The sequence below is a fragment of the Flavobacterium sp. CAU 1735 genome, from assembly GCF_039888695.1.
Lineage (GTDB): Bacteria > Bacteroidota > Bacteroidia > Flavobacteriales > Flavobacteriaceae > Flavobacterium.
In genome coordinates this window covers 85,717-106,097 of record NZ_JBDQQQ010000006.1, presented here as the reverse complement: position 1 = coordinate 106,097, position 20,381 = coordinate 85,717, and the positions used below count along the sequence as shown (strand labels likewise).

At 40.5% G+C, this 20,381-nt stretch carries 19 protein-coding genes and 1 riboswitch; of the genes, 14 read left to right on the top strand and 5 right to left on the bottom strand.

What is annotated here, in order from left to right:
• Positions 1–73: 73 nt before the first annotated feature.
• The 5 genes from AAFN64_RS13640 to AAFN64_RS13620 all read left to right on the top strand — a co-directional run bounded on the left by AAFN64_RS13640 (position 74) and on the right by AAFN64_RS13620 (position 5,610).
• Positions 74–1,288 carry a lanthionine synthetase LanC family protein gene (locus tag AAFN64_RS13640; protein ID WP_347760827.1) on the top strand — a complete coding sequence of 405 codons (1,215 nt, stop codon included), beginning with the start codon at positions 74–76 and terminating at the stop codon, positions 1,286–1,288.
• Positions 1,289–1,306: 18 nt separating this feature from the next.
• Positions 1,307–3,526 carry a lantibiotic dehydratase family protein gene (locus tag AAFN64_RS13635; RefSeq protein WP_347760826.1) on the top strand — a complete coding sequence of 740 codons (2,220 nt, stop codon included), beginning with the start codon at positions 1,307–1,309 and terminating at the stop codon, positions 3,524–3,526.
• Between the two features lie 11 nt (positions 3,527–3,537).
• Positions 3,538–4,422, top strand: coding sequence for a thiopeptide-type bacteriocin biosynthesis protein (locus tag AAFN64_RS13630; RefSeq protein ID WP_347760825.1), 885 nt, complete (start codon positions 3,538–3,540; stop codon positions 4,420–4,422).
• A 45-nt stretch (positions 4,423–4,467) separates the two neighbouring features.
• Entirely contained in the window at positions 4,468–5,049 is a 582-nt protein-coding gene (locus AAFN64_RS13625; RefSeq protein WP_300489572.1) for a pseudouridine synthase, read from the top strand.
• 129 nt (positions 5,050–5,178) lie between these two features.
• Positions 5,179–5,610, top strand: coding sequence for a VOC family protein (locus AAFN64_RS13620; protein WP_347760824.1), 432 nt, complete (start codon positions 5,179–5,181; stop codon positions 5,608–5,610).
• Between the two features lie 113 nt (positions 5,611–5,723).
• Here the strand turns inward: AAFN64_RS13620 and AAFN64_RS13615 are convergent, their stop codons facing one another.
• Genes AAFN64_RS13615 through AAFN64_RS13600 form a run of 4 tightly spaced genes read right to left on the bottom strand, consistent with a single transcriptional unit; the run spans position 5,724 to position 9,505 of the window.
• The gene (locus tag AAFN64_RS13615; protein WP_347760823.1) at positions 5,724–6,497 is read right to left on the bottom strand and encodes a dienelactone hydrolase family protein; all 774 of its coding nucleotides are present in this window, start codon (positions 6,495–6,497) and stop codon (positions 5,724–5,726) included.
• A gap of 44 nt (positions 6,498–6,541) precedes the next feature.
• Positions 6,542–7,330 carry an ABC transporter ATP-binding protein gene (locus AAFN64_RS13610; RefSeq protein ID WP_347760822.1) on the bottom strand — a complete coding sequence of 263 codons (789 nt, stop codon included), beginning with the start codon at positions 7,328–7,330 and terminating at the stop codon, positions 6,542–6,544.
• On the bottom strand, positions 7,330–8,361 hold the full coding sequence (locus AAFN64_RS13605; RefSeq protein ID WP_300489561.1) for an iron ABC transporter permease: 1,032 nt from the start codon (positions 8,359–8,361) through the stop codon (positions 7,330–7,332). Before AAFN64_RS13605 ends, AAFN64_RS13610 begins: the two co-directional genes overlap by 1 nt.
• Before the next feature lies 1 nt (position 8,362).
• Positions 8,363–9,505, bottom strand: a complete 1,143-nt coding sequence (locus AAFN64_RS13600) for an ABC transporter substrate-binding protein (protein ID WP_347760821.1) — start codon at positions 9,503–9,505, stop codon at positions 8,363–8,365.
• 105 nt (positions 9,506–9,610) lie between these two features.
• Positions 9,611–9,846: riboswitch (cobalamin riboswitch) on the top strand.
• 31 nt (positions 9,847–9,877) lie between these two features.
• Between AAFN64_RS13600 and AAFN64_RS13595 the strand changes: the two genes are divergently transcribed.
• From AAFN64_RS13595 to AAFN64_RS13555, 9 genes are all read left to right on the top strand, one after another.
• On the top strand, positions 9,878–11,704 hold the full coding sequence (locus tag AAFN64_RS13595) for a TonB-dependent receptor (RefSeq protein WP_347760820.1): 1,827 nt from the start codon (positions 9,878–9,880) through the stop codon (positions 11,702–11,704).
• A 5-nt stretch (positions 11,705–11,709) separates the two neighbouring features.
• Positions 11,710–12,789 (top strand): DUF5074 domain-containing protein, encoded by a 1,080-nt coding sequence (locus AAFN64_RS13590; RefSeq protein ID WP_347760818.1) that lies wholly within the window; start codon positions 11,710–11,712, stop codon positions 12,787–12,789.
• 18 nt (positions 12,790–12,807) lie between these two features.
• Entirely contained in the window at positions 12,808–13,857 is a 1,050-nt protein-coding gene (locus tag AAFN64_RS13585; RefSeq protein WP_300489549.1) for a DUF5074 domain-containing protein, read from the top strand.
• 88 nt (positions 13,858–13,945) lie between these two features.
• Positions 13,946–14,911, top strand: coding sequence for a T9SS type A sorting domain-containing protein (locus AAFN64_RS13580; protein ID WP_347760817.1), 966 nt, complete (start codon positions 13,946–13,948; stop codon positions 14,909–14,911).
• 498 nt (positions 14,912–15,409) lie between these two features.
• Positions 15,410–16,807, top strand: coding sequence for a T9SS type A sorting domain-containing protein (locus AAFN64_RS13575; protein WP_347760816.1), 1,398 nt, complete (start codon positions 15,410–15,412; stop codon positions 16,805–16,807).
• A 261-nt stretch (positions 16,808–17,068) separates the two neighbouring features.
• Complete coding sequence (locus AAFN64_RS13570) at positions 17,069–17,587, top strand: RNA polymerase sigma factor (RefSeq protein WP_300489542.1); 519 nt, start codon at positions 17,069–17,071, stop codon at positions 17,585–17,587.
• The gene (locus AAFN64_RS13565; protein WP_300489540.1) at positions 17,565–18,002 is read left to right on the top strand and encodes a hypothetical protein; all 438 of its coding nucleotides are present in this window, start codon (positions 17,565–17,567) and stop codon (positions 18,000–18,002) included. Before AAFN64_RS13570 ends, AAFN64_RS13565 begins: the two co-directional genes overlap by 23 nt.
• 23 nt (positions 18,003–18,025) lie before the next feature.
• Positions 18,026–18,565: a DUF4252 domain-containing protein gene (locus AAFN64_RS13560; protein WP_300489538.1), complete on the top strand. Its 540-nt coding sequence runs from the start codon at positions 18,026–18,028 to the stop codon at positions 18,563–18,565.
• Positions 18,566–18,627: 62 nt separating this feature from the next.
• Positions 18,628–19,167, top strand: a complete 540-nt coding sequence (locus tag AAFN64_RS13555) for a DUF4252 domain-containing protein (protein ID WP_347760815.1) — start codon at positions 18,628–18,630, stop codon at positions 19,165–19,167.
• A gap of 28 nt (positions 19,168–19,195) precedes the next feature.
• On the opposite strand, the gene AAFN64_RS13550 is transcribed toward AAFN64_RS13555, so the two are convergent.
• Entirely contained in the window at positions 19,196–20,359 is a 1,164-nt protein-coding gene (locus AAFN64_RS13550) for a PepSY-associated TM helix domain-containing protein (protein WP_347760814.1), read from the bottom strand.
• Positions 20,360–20,381 lie beyond the last annotated feature (22 nt).

Below are 20,381 nucleotides of genomic sequence, written 5' to 3'. Positions count from 1 at the left end.
ATTTAAACCGTTGGAGAATACCGGTTCTTCAACGGTTTTGCATTTAATAATGACCTTGAACCTACTTTTGTTTATGAATTTTGATAGTTATAAGGAACTGAATACAATAGCGGCGTATCTGCAAAATGAAACATTGCTTTTTCGTGATAATAAAGTCGCCCAAATCGCATTACATACCGGCTTACCCGGGATTATTCTTACGCTGACAGCTATCCGGAAGCAATTTCCGGAACTAGTAGATCCTGTCATTCTCACAAAATATATTGATAAAGTATATACTATACTTTCGGAAAGTGAAGCGTTTTATCCGTCTTTTAGCGGTGGTTTGGCTGGTTATGCATTCCTTTTGTACCAGTTAGCAGCAGAGAAACATATCGATATTGCCGATTATAAAGAAGTTATCGAAGAAATTGACGAAATTATCGCAGAGCATCTGGATGATAATCTCGATGAAGATCATGTGGATATACTACATGGTGCGATGGGAATGGCACTTTATTTTATTGAAAAAGGACAGGCGGATTATGCTGAAAAGGTAATCGACCGTCTGAATGTCACCGCTAAAAGAGAAGAAAATCGCTGTTATTGGAGTACGTTCGATTTTTTTAAAACAAAAACCTATAAAATTGATTTCGGATTGGCACACGGAAATGCCGGAATCCAATACTTTTTAGGTAAATGTATCAAACACAATATCCAAACGGATACCTGTAGAAAATTGCTGGAAGAAAGTCTGAATTTTTACCGCCACAATACGCAGGAATTAGGAACTATAAAATCGTATTATCCGACGATGTTGTTGGAAGAGGATTATCGAAACGGGACGACAAAACCGGAAACATCGAGAGTAGCCTGGTGTTACGGTGATCTTGGGATTTTATATACGCATTTATTATTGGCGGATGTCTTACAGGATGAGGCTTTACAGGCGGAAACGATAACAAAATTAAAACAGGTAGCCGGTCGGAGATTGATCGCTGAAACGATGCACCACGACGCCGGATTGTGTCACGGAACGGCCGGATTGGCATTGCTGTTTAAAAACAGTTACGACCGTACCGGCGAAATAATGTTCCGGGAAACCGCGGACTACTGGCTGCAAAAAACATACGATTATAAAACAGGAACCGATTCCGAAATAGGATATTGCCTTTATGATGGAGGCGAACGTAAGGAAAACGACAGTTCGTTGCTCGAAGGGCTTTCGGGAGTCGCTACGGCCTATCTGGCAACACTTTCTCCAATGGGAGCGCCTTTGGTTGACAAAGCGGTATTCCTTAGTTTGTAACGATTCAACACAATGTACATGGAACAAAAATCGCCCTATATAAACTTTGATAATTACGTCTTAAGAACACCTTTACTTCCAGTTGATCATTTTCTAAAACTGACTGCCGGAAAAGAGGTATCGGACGAAAACATAAAAAAACAATTTGAAAACCCGGTTGTAAAAGAAGCCGTTTTTCTGGCTTCGCCGGTTTTATACCGCGAAATAGAAAAATGGGTGTCGGGAAATAGTAAGGATCCAAAAGAGATCCAAAAAATTCGTCTCTCTTTCCTGAAATACCTGACCCGAATGGCTTCCCGATCGACTCCTTTTGGGCTTTTTGCCGGTTGTGGATTAGGAACTTTTGCAGAAGAAAGTGCTATCCGAAATACCGATTATACACAAAATAAACGCCATACCCGTTTGGATATGAATTTTGTGGGAGCGTTAAATCAATCGTTTACAACCAATCCGTCGATCCGGGAACAACTGCGGTATTATCCGAATTCCAGTCTCTATTTTATAGGTGATCATATCCGCTATGTGGAATGTCTGTATAAAAACGGAAACCGCATCCATCATCTGATCGAGATTGAAGGCTCGGATTATATTCGGGATTGTCTAAAACTGGCGCAAGCGGGTGTTTTAAAAGCGACACTGGCTGAGGCATTGGTTTCCGATGAAATTACCCAAGCGGAAGCAACGGAATTTATCGACGAGTTAATCGATAATCAGATATTGGTTAGTGAAATGGAACTTTCGGTTTCGGGCACGGAATTTATCGGACAAACGCTTAACATTCTTAAAAAAATAAAAGGAGCGGAAGCACAGGTGGCGTTATTGGAAGAAGTAGCTGTAAAAATAGACGCACTTGATCATACTTTAGGGAACGATCCGGAACGCTATCATGATCTGATCGAAACACTACGCCGGTTTGAAATCCCTTTTGATGAAAAGTTTATTTTTCAAACGGATATGTTTCTGAACGCCAGTCGGAATGTGTTGGCACAGGATTTAACGGTTCCACTACAAAAGGCGATCACCGTATTAAATCGGATAACGCCCAAAAATGAAAATCCGCAATTACAGCAATTTATCGAAAAATTCCGGCAACGTTACGAAGACCGGGAGGTTCCGTTATCGTTGGTATTGGATAATGAATTGGGTATTGGTTATCCGGTAAATAATTACAAAGGAGGAATCAATACGCTGTTGCATAATATCCGTGTGCCGAATGTTGGAACACAAAAACGAAAAGAAGTACGCTGGACGGCACTCGATAGTATTTTATATCGGAAAATGCAGGAAGCCCGGGAAAATAAAAGCAACGTAATCCGGATCGAGGAAGCCGATTTAAAAGGAACCGAAGCCGGATGGAACGATCTTCCGGATACCTTTTCGATCGTTGCTGAAGTGGTAAAAGGGGAAACCTCGGAGCAGTTGGTGATTCGATCGGTAGGCGGATCGGGCGCGGCCAATCTGATGGGACGTTTCTGTTTGGGCGATCCGGAAATGGACAAACATGCACGGACTATTATTCGGGCGGAAGAAGAACTAAATCCGGATAAATTAGTATCGGAAATCATTCACCTACCCGAAAACAGAGTTGGAAATGTGCTGATGCGACCGGATTTCAGACAATTTGAAATTCCGTATCTGGCAACTTCGGGTAAACCCTTAGAAAATCAGCTTCCGATAACCGATTTAAGCGTTTCGGTAAAAAGCGGCCGGATCGTATTGCGTTCCCGTAAGCACAATAAAGAAGTTTTACCGCGACTCACAAATGCGCATAATTACAGTTATAACGCATTGCCGGTTTATCATTTCCTATGCGATTTACAGGCGCAGGGTAAAAGAGGCGGTTTGTATCTGAACTGGGGCGTTCACCGCGACGAATCGAATTTTCTGCCACGAGTGGAATATGATACCATTATCCTGTCGAAAGCCAAATGGAAAGTATTGGGCAAAGAATTTGAAAAACTAAAAGAAATCGATACCATCTCCGGTTTGGCGGAAGTTACCCAATGGCGGGACGAACGAAAAATTCCGCAATATGTCTTTTTGGTTGAAGGGGATAATAAGTTATTATTAAATCTGGAAAACCTGACGTCCTTTCAGATGTTGGTTTCGGCTGTTGCGAAAAAAAGCGTGTTCGAGCTGGAAGAATTTCTGGGAACCGATGTGACGCTGGTAGGTGGAAACGAAACGGAGTATTTTGCCAATGAGTTTATCTTTTCTTTTTTTAAAACCGGATCTTAAAAAGAAACAAAATGGAGAACAATGTTAAAGCCTCGTTTCTTATAGGGGAAGAATGGCTGTATTATAAGATTTATACCGGTTTTGCAACAACCGATTCGGTGTTGTACAACCATTTTTATACGGTGGTAACCGGTTTGTTACGCGACGGATTAATCGACAAATGGTTTTTTATCCGCTATGCCGATCCGGAACATCACCTGCGATTGCGATTGCATCTTACGCAACCGGAGCATATCGGAATGGTAATTCTCGCTTTTCGGGATACCTTTCGTCATTTATCAGATCAGCATACGATCTGGAAAATCCAAACCGAAACCTACGAACGGGAATTAAGCCGCTATGGGGAAATGGTAATGGAAGAAACCGAAACACTCTTTTTTCACGATAGCGAATGCATTGTGAAACTGCTTACGGTATTGGAGCTTACCGATAATGATAATGAAAGATGGATGGTCGGAATGGCGGCAATCGATTCGTTTCTGGACGTGTTTGGTTATGATAGGGAAGCGCGGAAAAACCTGGTCGAACATCTTAGAGCAGGATTTTTTAAGGAATTCCAGGTAAATGCGGCGACTAAAAAAGACCTGAGTACCAAATACCGGAATCATAAAAATGAAATCGATCGTTTTATGAAAAGCGATCCCGATTCAAACGACCTAAAAGCATTGCTTCAGGAAAGAGATCATACGATTTTGGTTGCGGCGAATAAAATACGGGAAGCGTTGGAACCGGAACGTTTGGACGATGTGTTGGGTAGTCATATTCATATGATGATGAATCGTTTGTTTGATTCCAATAACCGTCAGTGTGAAATGATATTATACGACCTGTTGTGTAGTTATTACACCTCGGTATTGGCACGCGAAAAGAAAGCACAGTTAACGATTTCCGGCTAATCGATACGATTAAAAAAGTGTATTTTTGCCGCAAATACCACTGTTATGGCACACCATCATTTCCTGATCCACAAACCGCATGGCTATCTGAGTCAGTTTATTTATGAAAAGAAACGACATAAAAAACTACTGGGTGAACTCCATGCTTTTCCGGAAGGAACAATGGCTATTGGACGACTGGATGAAGATTCGGAGGGCTTATTGCTCCTCACAACCGACGGTATGATGAGTGAACGAGTGCGTAGCAAAACCGTAGCCAAAGAATACTATGCTCAGGTAGACGGAATCATCACGGCCGAAGCAGTCGAAGCCTTGCAAAAGGGCGTCGAAATCGGGGTAAAAGGAACGCGGTACACTACAAAAAACTGTGAAGCGAGGGGTATAACCGAATTACCGGATTATATAGGAGTGGGACGAAGAATCCGCGACGAACGACACGGACCAACCAGTTGGGTTTCGATAACGTTAACCGAAGGGAAATTCCGTCAGGTACGAAAAATGACAGCGGCTGTGGGCTTTCCAACGTTACGTCTCGTTCGCGTGCGAATTGGAACTATAACACTACAAAATCTCGAAGCCGGAGCAGTGCGCGAAGTAGCACATTTTGAATTGCCGGAATCACTATAATAGCGCATTTTTTTTACTAAAAAATCACCAGTTGATCATCCTAAAAAATAACGAGCAGTTTACGCGTCGGATTTGAATATTGGCTACATTTGAGGTTCCAAACAAAAAACAACAAAAAACAACAAAATTATGGCAAATGTAAATCCTTATCTAACATTCAACGGTACCTGTGAGGCGGCGTTTGATTTTTACCAATCGGTATTTGGTGGTGAATTCCAATACAAAGGGAAGTTTAAAGATATGCCTTCCGAACAACCTATTCCGGAATCGGAACAAGAAAAAATCATGCACGTAAGTCTTCCAATTGGCGGAACGGTATTAATGGGAAGTGATACATCTGAAGGTTGCGGCGGACATGCTGTTACAGCCGGGGATAATATTTCGATCTCAATCAATGCTGATTCGGAAGCGGATGCAAAACGTATTTTCGAAGGACTTTCAGCCGGAGGAAAAGTAACCATGCCTTTGGAAAAAACATTCTGGGGGGCTTTATTCGGAATGTTTACCGATAAATTCGGAATCCACTGGATGGTGAACTACGATTACGAACAAAAGGGATAATAAAACCTTGATCATTCTATAAAAAAAGACCTGTCAGGTTTCTAAAACCTGACAGGTCTTCGTATTAATTATAACCAGTCAGGTTTCCAAAACCGGACAGGTTTTTTTGTACTTTATTTAAAAATCTCATCAAAAAAGTCAAGCATGGCTTTCCAGGAACGCTTGGCTGCTTTTTCGTTATAGGCTACGCCTTTACTGTTATCGCTTCCGGCATCTTTATGCGTAAAACCGTGAACGGAATTGGCATAATACACCATCTGCCAGTCGGCTTTGGCATCGCGCATTTCCTGTTGAAAACTTTTAATGTCGCTTTCCGGTACATACGGATCATCGGCACCGTGAAGGATCAGTACTTTTGGTTGGATCAATCCGGTTTTTTCACCCTGTTCTTTTCCTAATCCACCGTGAAAAGAGACAATACCTTTTACCGGGAAATTTGCCCGTGCAGCTTCAATGGCTCCGGTTCCGCCAAAACAATACCCTATTACGGCCAGTTCTTTCGGATTGGCACCTTGTTTTACCAGTTCGTCCATGGCCAATCGGATGCGTTTTTGATATTCCGACGGATTCTTTTTGTAAAAACCGGCGCGTTCTCCGGCCTGTTTGGTATTTTCCGGTTTGTTGCCCACACCGTAAATATCGGCTACAAAAGCGTAGTAACCCAGTTTTTCCAATTCCTGAGCGCTTTCTTTTGCATTGGCATCAATGCCCATCCATGCAGGTAAAATCAGGACACCCGGTTTATTGGCTTTTGCTTTTTTAGGAGTGGCCATCAAACCCTGAAGGGCTTGTTTACCATCGGAATAATCGATTGTTTTGAGTTGCGCCTGAGCAATACTGCTGGTTAGCATTAATATCAGAGCAGTGGTTGGGGTTTTCCAGTTCATGATAATTTTTTTTGTTCGGTTAAAATTACAAAACCGAATTGGATTTAGCGAATGATAAACTTCCCTTTTTCGCTGTCGAATACAATGTTTTCGTCTTTAAAAAGCTGATCAAATATCTGATTCGCAATTAGGTTACACGGCGTATCCTGTAAAACGGTTCCCGGTAACATCACAATCATTTCATCGCTAAGTTGTATGGCCAGGTCGATATCGTGAGTGGAAAACAAAATACATTTTCCGGTTTCGTGTGCCAGTCGTTTTAAAAGTTGAAACAAGGTTACTTTGTGTAAAAGATCCAGATGGGTAGTCGGTTCATCCAGAATGATCAACGGCGTATCCTGAGCCAGCGCACGGGCTACGAGTACTTTTTGTAATTGTCCGTCGCTAATCTCATAATGTCTTTTATCGGACAGATGTGAGATCTGGGTGAGTTCCAAAGCTTTTTTAACCTGAGCGATGTCGTCATCAGAAAGCGTACCAAGCCAGTTGGTATACGGTTGCCGACCCAGTGCTACCAGTTCGAAAACACTAAGGTTACTCGGCGGTAGTTTTTCGGTAAGTACCAGGCTTAGATGTTGCGCCAGTTCAAGCGGATCGTAAGCGCTAATATTTTTATCGTTAAGTAAAACGGTTCCTTCCAACGGTTTCTGAATCCCGGTAAGGGTGCGTAATAAGGTCGATTTTCCAATACCATTACTACCGATTAACGTGATGAGTTTCCCTAATGGTAATTCCAGTTGCAGTTGTTCGGCGATAACGGTGGTGGCCTTTTTGGTTTTGTAACCAATGGTCAGACCGGAAGCTGTTAGGATGTTGTTTTGTAGGGTCTCCATTAGTTGATCATTTTGCGTTTTCGGAGTAATAACCAGATCACCACCGGAGCACCGATCAGTGACGTGATGGCGTTAATCGGTAAGGTCATTTCACTACCCGGCATTTGCGAAAGCGTATCGCATAAAAGCATAATCGCCGCGCCTAATACTAAAGTCGCCCAAAATAATATGGCATGATTGCTGGTTTGGAACAACAATTTGGCCATATGTGGCACGGCTAGTCCGACAAAAGCAATAGGTCCGGCAAAAGCGGTAATGCTTCCGGCCAATAAACTCGTGGCTATGATAATGATAAAACGGATTCTTCCAAAGTTGATCCCAAGGCTACGGGCATAATTTTCACCTAAAAGCAACGCATTTAAGGGCTTGATACTGATAAGACTTAACAGCATACCGATAAACACGGTGGTACAAAGTATTGTGATCGAAGTCCACGACAGGTTTCCAAGGCTTCCCAACGACCAGAATGTAAATTTTTGCAATTGTTCGGCGGTGCTGAAATACGTTAGTACGCCAACAATGGCCGAGGCAAAGTTTCCAAACATCAAACCAACGATCAGTATCGCCATCGTATCTCGTAACTGACGTGATACAAACAGAACGGCCATTAAAACCAAAAAGCTACCCAATGTAGAAGCGATTACGATGCCGTAGGAGGAAACCAGCAGATCGCGTAAAAAAACCGGTAAAATTCCAGCGCCCAAGATGACAAACGCCACTCCCAAACTCGCTCCCGAACTTAATCCGAGAACATAAGGTCCGGCCAGCGGATTGCGGAATAAGGTCTGCATTAGCAAACCGCTAATCGATAAGCCCATTCCGGCCAATATAGCGGTGAAGGCTTTGGGTAGACGGTAATTCAGGATAATATATTCCCACGATTTTTTACTGACTTCATTACCGGTGAGACTGTTTAGGATTTCCTTTAAAGGTACGGAAACAGAACCCGTTCCGATATTGATCAGAAAAAGTACGATCAGGGTAATTCCCAGTAATCCGAATAACAGTTTATGGCGGTTGGTAGCGATCAAATTACTTTAATTTTTGGAAAAAATACAGTTGGTAATCCGGTAGTAATTCCGGATGTACAATACGGATCATATCTTTTAAAACCAGATCCGGACGGGTTGGTGCCAGTTCAAAATACATAAAACCGCCTTTTGGACCTCTTTTTAAAGCAAATGAATAAACTTGTTTGTTTTTTAGTGCATTGAATTGTGCATAATGCGGATTGGCATCTAATAATTCTTTAATCGATGAATAATCGCCCGGCGCAATCCAGAAATCGGCATTCTGAGCCTTGTCAAAAACAGCTTCAAACGAAACGGAAGCACTTCCGGTTCCTTTGGAGTCTTTCCATAAATAATTGGCATTGGCATCTTTTAGGAAAACGGCCGCCCAACTGTCGCCTTGCGGTAAATACCAGGTATCCTGATACATCGCGCCGCTAAATACGGTAGGTTGTTTTGTGGTGTTTTTGGCTATGGCCTGTGCTTCGGTATAGTCTTTTTTGATGTTGTTAAACAGAGTTTCGGCTTCTTTGTTTTTTCCGAATAAAGCACCAATTAGTTTGATCCATTCGGCTTTCCCTAATGGGGTTTGCTCGGTCCAGTCGCCGTTATATACTACTTTTAAACCGGCTTTTTCCAGTGCGGAATACGTTTTATTATTACTGTCGATACTAAAACCAACGACAACACCCGGATCGAGGTCGATCATCACTTCGGTATTCAGACTTTCGTTTTTACCGACTTCTTTTACTTTTTTCGCATCGATACGCGCTCGTGTTTTTTCGGAAGAAATATAATCCGTATTCGGGAAACCAACCAGTTTGTCTTCCACGCCTAATAATTCCAATGCTGGGATATGAGTGGTTGAGGTTACCACAACCGATTGTACCGGTACTGCAATCGTGGTATATTTCTGAAGACTGTCCGGAATAATTCCACCTTTTTCCTGTAAAATATAGGTAAAACCTTCTTTTGCATCCGGCCACGGATTGGTCACTTTTACCACGCTGTATCCTTCGTACTGATAAAGGGAAAGTCCTTTGGCATATTCGATACTGTTGGTTCCGGTAGCCACTGTTTTTTCGGAAGTTTGTGGTTCTTTTTTACAGCTGGTTGCGGTTAGTAATCCCAGAGAAAGTAAAGCTAAAAGCGCTATTTTTTTCATAATATGGCGGTTGCGGTTTCTGCAAAAATAAATTTATTTTCGATGTATTTTTGTAGGATATGCAAAAAAAAGGTTTTAGGATTAGATAATTTCAATCTTACGACTATCTTTGCAACGTATTATGGTTATACTTAAGCGATTCGCTGAGTATATTAAAAGGGAATCAAGTGCCGTCCGGATTTATGGATATAATCTTGAGCTGTACCCGCAACTGTGAGCTTTGTTCTTCCGAAAAACCGGAGAATGCCTGTTGTTATGCTTCGACCACTGTAACGTATCGTTACGGGAAGGTGAACCACAGGACGCAAGCCAGGAGACCTGCCTTAGTAAATAATAATTAAAAGCTTTCGGGAAAAAAGGCTTGTTAAGACTATGAGATTAAAACTACTTTTCGCATTTCTGTTTTTGAGTCAGTTGCTATTGGCCCAAAACGATACTATTAACCTGAATGAAGTGATCGTTTCGGACGTTCAGCTACGTGATAATAATGTGTCGCAAACCGTTTTAAAACTAAACGATTCGATTATACAACAAAATCAACCGGCTTTAACTTCACTTTTAAATTATAATTCCGTGATCTATTTTAAAGAAAACGGATACGGAATGGTGTCGTCGGCTTCATTTAGAGGAACTACGGCGCAACAAACGGCCGTGTTGTGGAACGGAATCAATATCAATTCCCAGCTATTGGGTCAGACGGATTTTAATACGGTAACCACGCGCGATTTTAACTCCATTTCGGTAAAATCGGGTGGGGGAAGTGTGGTCTACGGAAGTGGTGCCATCGGAGGAACGGTTCACTTAAATACCGACTTCCGATTCCGCGAAGCCTTTCAGAATGAATTGTACCTGGGTTATGGTAGTTTTAATACGATCAATACACAGTACCGTCTGAATGCCGGAACTAAAAAATGGAATACGCAAATCAGTTTTAGTCGCAACAGTTCGGACAACGATTATCCTTTTGTCGGATCGGACGAAAAAAATACCAATGGCGAATACTATAATGCGACGGTCAATGCCAATATCGGTTATAAGATCAACGATAAAAACATCCTGAAACTATACAGTCAGTTTTACGAAGACGAACGGCATTTTTCCATTACTTCCGAAAATGCGATCCGAACCAAATACCGCAATGCCAACAGTCGGAATTTGTTGGTGTGGACCAATAGCGCAGGACAATTTACCTCGAATGTGAAAGCGGCTTTTCTAAAAGAACGTTATCAATATTACGACAATATCCAAAGTGATAACTTTTCGTTTGGGGAAGTGCAGACCTTTATCGCCAAATACGATGTGGTATATGCCATCACCGAAAACATAAAACTAAACGCCATTATCGATTATACGATCAATGATGGAGAAGGTGAAGGTATTGGTGAAGCCAAACGCAAAATTGGTTCCGGAGTAGTGTTGTTTAAGCATAAGGTATCCGATGCGTTTACCTACGAAGTAAGCGGACGAAAAGAAATTACCGATGCGTATCAAAGTCCGTTTTTGTTTTCGGCCGGAGCGACCTATGCCGTTACCAATTGGTATAAAGTAAAACTAAACGGTTCCCATAATTTCCGTATTCCGACGTTTAATGACCTCTATTGGAAACCGGGCGGAAACCTGAATCTTCGACCGGAAAGTGCCTATCAGGCTGACTTCGGACAAGAGTTTACTTTTGGTGGATTGCAGTTGACGGCTACCGCTTATTATATGAAAATAAAAGACATGTTGCGTTGGCTTCCTACGAGTGAAGGCTATTGGGCGCCGGTAAACACCGACAGAGTGCAGTCGTACGGAGCGGAAGTTTTATTGGATTACACCCATAAACTCGGATTGCATGAGTTGGGATTAAAAGGAACCTATGGCTATACGGTTTCGGAAGATGAAAATACGAATAAGCAGCTTATTTATGTACCCTATCATAAACTGACCGGAGCGGTATCGTATGCCTTTAAAAATTTTGGAGCCTATTACCAGACATTATATAATGGCGAGGTATTTACCTTATCGGACAACGATCCGAAATACATGGTAAAAGACTATCTGGTGTCCAATTTTGGGATTGATTACCGTATCGGAAAGAAAAACACCTACCGCCTTGGTGCGCAGGTTCGAAACCTGACCAATGAAAAATATGAAAGTGTTGCCAGTCGCTTAATGCCGGGCAGAAACTATAATGTAACCCTAACTTTAATTTTTTAAAACAAATGAAAATCAACAAATTACTTGGTTTAGGCCTTTTAACAGCTGTATTTTTTGCCTCTTGTACCGATGAGGAAATCGTTTACAAAGAAGCACCGGCTGCCGTGTCTAAAGGTGCCTACGAAAAAGGTGTCCTGGTAGTGAACGAAGGAAATTTCGGTTCCCCGAATGCAGAAATAAGTTATATCTCATCTGAATTCCCAACCTTATTCCAGAATAGTATTTTCAATACCGTTAACCCAACAAAAGTTTTGGGAAATACAGCACAGAGTATTGGATTTAACGGAGACCTGGCGTATATCGTTTTAAACGGAAGCAACAAAATTGAAGTGGTGAACCGTTATACTTTCGAAAGTGTGGCAACCATCCAAACCGGATTACAAAACCCAAGATATATCGCTTTTGCCAATGGAAAAGGATATGTAACCAACTGGGGAGATGCCGGAGTAACTACTGATGATTATGTGGCAATCGTAAACCTTACAACCAATCAGATTACAGGAAATATTGCTGTAGTGGAAGGACCGGAGCAAATCGTAGCCTATAATAACGCTTTATATGTAGCACATAAAGGAGGCTATAGTTTTAATGATAAAATTTCGTTGATCAATAGTTCTGATGTAGTGCAGACTACAATTACCGTAGGTGATGTGCCGTCTGTTATGGAAATAAACAATAACGAATTATATGTATTATGTTCCGGAAAACCGGCTTGGTCGGGTACCGAAACAAGTGCAAAACTGGTAACAGTAAACCTGGCGACCAATGCTTTGGCGCAGTCGCTTACTTTTGCTGCGGGTGAGCATCCAGCTCTTATGGATATCGAAGCAGGAAGCATTTACTTTATGAAAGGTAAAGGAGTGTATAAAAAAGATCTAGGTGCTGCGGCTTTACCAACAACACCGGTTTTCACTGCAACAGCAACTACTGTTTACGGTTTTGCAGCACAAAACAGTAAATTCTACGTAGGTGATGCTATCGATTATGTAGCAAACGGAAAAGTAACCGTTTACGACATGGCCGGAACACTTCAGAGAACGTATACCGTAGGGGTAATGCCAAACGGTTTCTATTTCAATAACTAATACGAATAACATCCGGTGATGAAAGGGTATAAAATAAAATGGAGCAGTAGTATAGCACTACTCCTTTTGTATTTCACTTTTGCTGCGTGTAGCAAAAGCGAAGACATTGTGGTGGAAACACCTTTGGAGGCCTATGATAACGGTGTTTTTATGCTGAACGAAGGTAACTTTATGACGCCAAATGCTTCGGTATCGTTCCTGTCGAATAACTTCCAGGACTTTCAGGCGAGTATTTTTCCAGCGGTTAATCCGGGTAAAATTTTAGGAGATGTAGCGCAGAGCATGGCGCTTTATGGTGATAAGGCTTTTATTGTGATCAACAATTCAAATAAAATTGAAGTAGTCAACCGTCATACATTTGCTTCTTTGGGAATGATTACCGACGGATTGAGTCAGCCGCGTTATGGTGCTGCTATCAACGGGAAACTCTATGTGACCAATGCTGTTTCGAAAAATGTGACAGTATACGATACGGAAACGTTTGCAAAATTAGCTACGATTCCGGTAAATAAAACGGTTGAAAAAGTAGTGGCTGTTAACGGAAAAGTATACCTTCAAAACGCTTCTTTCGGAACCGGAAATGAAATCACAGTGATCGATGCTGCTACGAATACCATTAGCACCACGTTAACAGTGGTTGATGGTTTGAATTCTATCGAAGCCAAAGGAACACAGTTATATGCGTTATGCGGAAATACTACCGAAACCAAATTATATGCAATTAATACGGCGAATAATCAGATTGTTGGAACCAGTACGTTTCCGGTTTCTCTGGCAAATGCCCGTAATATGGATATCGATGGAGAAGTGGTCTATTTTACCAAAGGTAATGGCGTGTACCGTGTAGGATTGAATGAAACGACAGTAAGTGAAACGCCAATTTTTACGGTTGCGGATAACGACTTTTCGACATTCTATGGTTTTGCAGCGATTAACGGACGAATTTATGTTTCGGACGCCAAAGGTTTTGTAGCCAGAAGTCAGGTTACTGTTTTTAGTACTACGGGAGCGATATTAGTACAAAAAGAGACCGGTATAGGAACAAATGGTTTCTATCTCAATAATTAAAACTGAAATTATAAAAGTAGGCTACCTTATATAGGTAGCTTATTTTTTAGGTGCATTGCATCGAAAATCAAAAAATAAATACAAAACAATGAAAAAAATACTACTTATCGCCTCGCTGGGGTTAACAGCAATTAGTAATGCACAATCCTATGCGCCACCGGCGGGACAGGAAGGATCAACGGCAATTGCGGCCGGTAGTTCTCAGTTTGTTGCATGGGCTACTGCGGCTACTGTGGTTCGCGGGCCACAAGATATCATTAATCCAAGCGGACCATTGGCAACTATCGGTTCCGCAGAATTGGCTACAGGCGCTGCCGACGGTAGTGGAATCGTAAGCTTAGGTGATGGTGGTAGTGCGGTATTGACATTTGCACAACCCATTGCCAACGGACCGGGATTTGATTTTGCCGTTTTTGAAAATAGTTTTTCGGATACTTTTTTAGAATTGGCTTTTGTAGAAGTGAGTTCGGATGGCGTAAATTTTTTCCGTTTCCCGGCACATAGCGAAACACAAACCGATACACAGGTAAATGGATTCGGAAATATAGACTGTCGTTATATCAATAATCTGGCCGGTAAATACAGAGCCAATTTTGGTACGCCATTCGATTTGTCGGATATCCCGAATAATCCGTTGTTGAATAAAGATCGAATTACACATGTTAAAGTAATTGACGTAGTGGGAACGATCGATCCGCAATATGCAACCCGCGACAGCTTCGGAAATATAGTGAACGATCCGTATCCAACACCGTTTGGTTCCGGTGGTTTCGACCTAGATGCAGTTGGTGTGATCAATCAGGCAACACTGGATACAAAAGATTTTACTAACGAGCTGTTTGCAATTTATCCGAACCCGACCAGTGAAATCGTAAACATTCGTTCCGAAAAAGAAACAACAATTGTGATTTACGATCTATACGGACGTATGGTAAAACAACTACAAAAAGGAGACCATAAACAGATTTCCGTGTCCGATTTAACAACAGGTACGTATCTGATTGTTTTGGAAAATGAAACACAAAAAGAAAGTAAAAAACTGATTATACGATAATCTGTTTATAAATGATCTAAAAGCCGGTGAACAATTCGTTTTACCGGCTTTTTTTATGATAATTTCAGACCGGATTTATAATTAGCAACAATAAAATAGGATCAACCGGAAAAATTGAAAACGGACAGTTAGACGATAGCAGCTTTAAAGATCGTAGTCAGTTTGTACAAGTGGATTTCTATTTTTTTAAATCGTCATAAATACTTGGAATTGTATCAAACTCCCAATCGGATCGAATAAAAGCGACGATACAAACAAATCGGAAAACTATAGACAAAAGATGTCGAAAAAAGGACAATGAGGTTTGGTGTAATTCTAAAGTGCTTATAGATAGTTTGTTATGGTTATTTTTGCTTAAAAACGTACTGCTAATACAAAAAGTAAACGTCTATAAAAGACAAATTCTGAATAAACCAGCCCCACGAAAGTCTTTTAAACGTTCAAAAGAAGATTTTGAGGAACGACAATTTAATAGTAACGAATAATTAATTATTGATCATGAAAAAAATAATTTTTGTTTTTGCTGTACAACTAATTTCTATTATTGGATTTGCGCAGTGCATACAACAAGTTAAAACGGGGAAGCATCATGTTGTTGTACTCGATGATAAAGGGTATCTGTGGACAGGCGGAAGTAACGATGGCGGAGAATTAGGTGATGGAACGGTAGAAAATAAAAAAAAATTCCATAAGATAGGAGATATGACATGGAAGCAGATTTTTGTTAGAGAGGATATAAATCTTGCAATACGATCTGATGGAACTTTATGGGGATGGGGAACTAATTTCTCAGGACAACTTGGTGATGGAACTAAGACATCGCGATTAAGCCCGGTTCAGATTGGAACCGATAACAACTGGAAATCGATTTCAATAGGACTCTATCATTGCATGGGATTAAAAACAGATGGAACTTTATGGGGATGGGGATTAAATAAAGACAAACAACTCGGATCCTGGATAACGAATTTTGAAGAGTTGTCGCCGGTTCAAATAGGAACAGATTCAACATGGACGAGTGTTTTTGCCGGAATAAAAGGTAATAGGGCTGTAAAAGAAGATGGATCGCTATGGAAGTGGGGATTAGTAGGAGAACCGGATCTGAAAAAGGTACTTGTTGATGGAATCAAACAGGTTGGAACGGAATACAATTGGAAACGTATTACGGGAACTGAAAGATATTTTTTTGGGTATAAAACAGATGGAACTTTATGGCGATGGGGAAGTAATGAAATTTCTTATCTGGGAGGTGAAAATGGAAACCTGATAAAGTTGAATGATACAAAACTTTGGGTGGAATTAGCTTACAGTGACTATGACGATCACGCTTTAATGATTAAAGAAGACGGTAGTTTATGGAGTGTCGGAGATAATGATTTTGGACAATTAGGCGATGGCACTACTGAAAGGAGAGAACATTTTATCCAGATTGGAAATGAGCATAAATGGAAAGCAGTTGCTGTTGGTGAAAATTTTTCGGCAGCTATTAGTGAAGATAACCGACTTTTTACCTGGGGAGCTAACGATTATGGACAATTGCTCGATGGTAAAGAATCTAATGATTTCTCGGCAATTTTTGATGAAGAAGCAGATAGAGTGTTGCCAAATCAAGTAGGTACAGAAGTATGTCTGCTAGGTACTCATGATAGCAATTTGAAAAAGAAGATAATGGTCTATCCGAATCCAACCCATCGCGATATAACTATCGACTTTGGAGAGGTACTATTTGAAGCCGCCACCGCTACGGTATATAACAGCCTCGGCCAAATCGTATCGCAAAAAATAATTCAGAAACCAACTGAAATAGTACCTATAGAAGGAACTTCGGGCGTTTATTTTGTTAAAATCAATTTTCCTAACGGGGAAACAATAAACCATACTGTTTTGAAAAAATAAATACTATAAACATATAAAACTAAAATAAAGTGCAATAAAGAAACAATTAGAGGTTGGTTTTAAGTGTTTTTTTATTGTAAAGCATGAAAAAATAGAAAGTTAATTGTGAATCACTCATAATTGATTTTGCTTCTGAAGCAGGTGGGAATCGTCTTTTCCACCTGTTTTTTTATTATTTTTAATAAATTTAAAAAACGGTTGTAACAAAACAAATCCGTGTTCGTCTTCATTATATAAACCAAAACTAACCAACCCCAAATTATGAATCAACAGGAGTTTATCAGAGTAATTTCTCCTTTTAAAGACAAACTGTTCCGGATGGCGAAACGTTTGCTTGTGAGTACTGAAGAAGCGGAAGACGCGACTCAGGAAGTTTTGGTGAAATTATGGAAAAATAACCACGTACTGTCGAATTATAATAGTGTAGAGGCTTTTGCAATGACAATGACTAAAAATTATTGTCTGGATCAGTTAAAATCGAAAAGAGCATCCAATTTGCAAATTGTCCACAATAACTATTCCGATGGTACGGCAAGTGCTCAGAAGCAACTGGAAGATAAAGATAGCTGGAATTGGGTCGAAAAAATGATGGAAGACCTCCCGGAACAACAACGGTTAATTCTCCAGTTACGAGATGTGGAAGAATATGAATTCTCGGAAATCGCTAAAATTATGGACATGAACGAAACAGCAGTCCGGGTAGCATTATCGAGAGCAAGAAAAATAATAAGAGAACAATTGGTTAAAAAACACAATTATGGAATTCAATTCAATGGATAGGTTAATCGAAAAATACTTTTCAGGTGAAACCAGTATTGCCGAAGAAAAAGAGTTGAAAAATTACTTTTCGCAACCGGATGTGGCGCCACATCACGAGCAGTATCGCGCAATGTTTGGCTATTTCGCCCAGGCAAAAGACGAACAGTTTACAAAAACAGTTCCACTAAAACCAGGAAAACGCAAATATGTGGCGTGGATTTCTGTAGCTGCGAGCGTCGCGCTTTTGTTTGGACTTTTCACCTTTCTGAACCAAAAACCTCAGGAACAGGACCTCGGATCATTTGAAAACCCGGAAGTGGCTTATAAGGAAACGCAAAAAGCACTCGAAATGGTGTCGCAAAATGTTAATCTCGGCGTAAAAGGTATGGGGTACATGAAAGAATACGAAAAAACCACCAAAACAATTTTTAAATAAAAACAACAAGTAACAAAAACAGTATGAAAACAATAGTTAAAAAAATAGTAGTAGCGATCGCCTTAATAATCATGCCAAGTATGGTATTTGCACAATCGCCTTTTGAAAAATTTGCCGATCAGGACGATGTCACGTCTGTAGTGGTAAATAAGAAAATGTTCGAAATGATGAGTAAAGTAAAAATGGATGCCTCCGACAAACAAACGCAGGTGTACATTAACTTACTAAAAAAACTGGACAACCTGAAAGTGTATACAACCACTAGTGCCAAACCCGCTTCGGAAATGAAAAGCAGTGTGACGGCCTATTTGAAAGCGAATCCGTTGGAAGAACTGATGCGGGTTAATGATAACGGTAAAAACGTAAAAATCTACGTAAAATCAGGAGCAACCAGCAGTCAGATTAAAGAGTTGTTAATGTATATCGAAGGCGGAAGCGGAAAAGGAAATGAAACCGTATTGATGTCATTAACCGGTAACTTCGATTTGGATGAAATTTCAGCCTTAACCGAAAAAATGAAACTTCCTGGCGGAGAGTCATTAAAAAAAGCATCACAGAAATAATATAAATCAAAATTCCTGTTCATCTTTGGTGAACAGGTTTTTTTAACATTAATACGGATATTATGAAAAGAATAGGAGCCTTATTGGTCGTACTTTCATTAGCACTGACCGGTTGTGAAACCAAACCGAGTTTACAGAAATATTTTGTAGAAAATACGGATAATAAAGAATTTTTAGCGGTTGATATTTCTCCGAGCATTATCAATGTGGATAAAGTGGCACTTTCGGCGGAGGAGAAAAAAGCGCTGGAATCCTTCAAAAAAATGAATGTACTGGCCTTTAAAGCCGATGGTAAAAACCAACAGGAATTTGATGTGGAACGCAGTAAAGTAAAAGAAATTTTAAAAGATCCGACGTATCAGGAATTGGTAAAAGCCGGAAATGGAAAAGATGGTGCTGCGATCTATTTCGTTGGCGATACCGACCATATCAGCGAATTTGTACTGTACGGATGTAAGAGCGATAACGGATTTGCCGTAGCGCGCATCATCGGAGATAATATGAATCCAAACGATGTAATGGCCTTATTCGGATTGATGAAAAAAGGAAACATCGATATGGAGCAGTTAAAACCATTACAACAGTTAATGGGAAAACCTTAAAAATAAAAAAAGCCCGTTAGGGCTTTTTTTATTTCTTTTTAAAATTTCTTCCATACCAGATTAAAAATCCGGTTACCGGGAGCATACCGCAAATAAAACAGGCAATAAAAGCCAGTATTTTTCCGGGAATTCCCAAAATCGCCCCCACGTGAATATCATAGTTGGCGGTGATGAGTTTCTCTCCAAAATTTTTAGCACTGTGATCCCGTTGTGATAACAGTTTACCGGTATACTGATCAACTTGTAAATTATGATTGATATAATATGCACCGTCTACTTGTTGTACATATACGTTGATCACATCTGTTGCACCGGCTGGTTTTCCATAATTATAGGCGCTTGCCGAGGGGTATTTTTCCCGACAGATTAGCAGTGTTGTATCCAATGCCGAAATTGTTCCCGGTTTTGTTACGACCGATTTTTCGGTTTTAACATCAGGTGGTGCGGTCGTTCCCGAACCGGCAACATAAACGATCGCCTGAAACCAGGTAAAAGCCCATACCATTCCGGTAAACGCAATTATAATCGCTATCGAAGCAATATAAAAACCCAGAATATTGTGCAGATCGTAATTTTTACGTTTCCATTGTGTAGTGGCTTTCCACTGAAACCAAACCCGCTGTTTACGAGCGGCTTTGTTTTTGGGCCACCATAAAATGATACCGGTAATCAGCATGATTACAAAAGTAAAAGTACCCCAACCGATAATGGGTTGTCCAATTTCCGTTTCCAATAGTAAGCTCCAGTGGAGCATTTTTACAATATTGAAAAAGTCAGTGGTTTCATCATAAACACCCAAAACCTTCCCGGTATACGGATTCACATAAACCGTCTGGTAATATTCGATATTCCCAAAATGAAAAATCGAATCGGGCTTGTCTTTTCGTTTATAACTGCGAAAGGTCCAGGCTTTATCCGGATCGTTATAGACAACAATCGATGCGTCTTTAATGCGTTCTCCAAGTTGCTGTTGAGTAGTTTCCCATAGCTGACTAACCGGAAGTGTCTTTTCGGCTTTTTCGGTTACATATAGTACATCTTTCCGAAGCCAATTGGAAATTTCTTCGTTAAATACAAAAATGCAGCCGGTTACGGAAAGAAAAAGTACAATGATGCCGGAAGCCAGTCCCAGCCACAAATGCATTTTTCCAATCCAATATTTAAAGTCACTTTTCTTCTTCTTTTTAGTCATCCTGGAAAACGTTTTTTAGCAA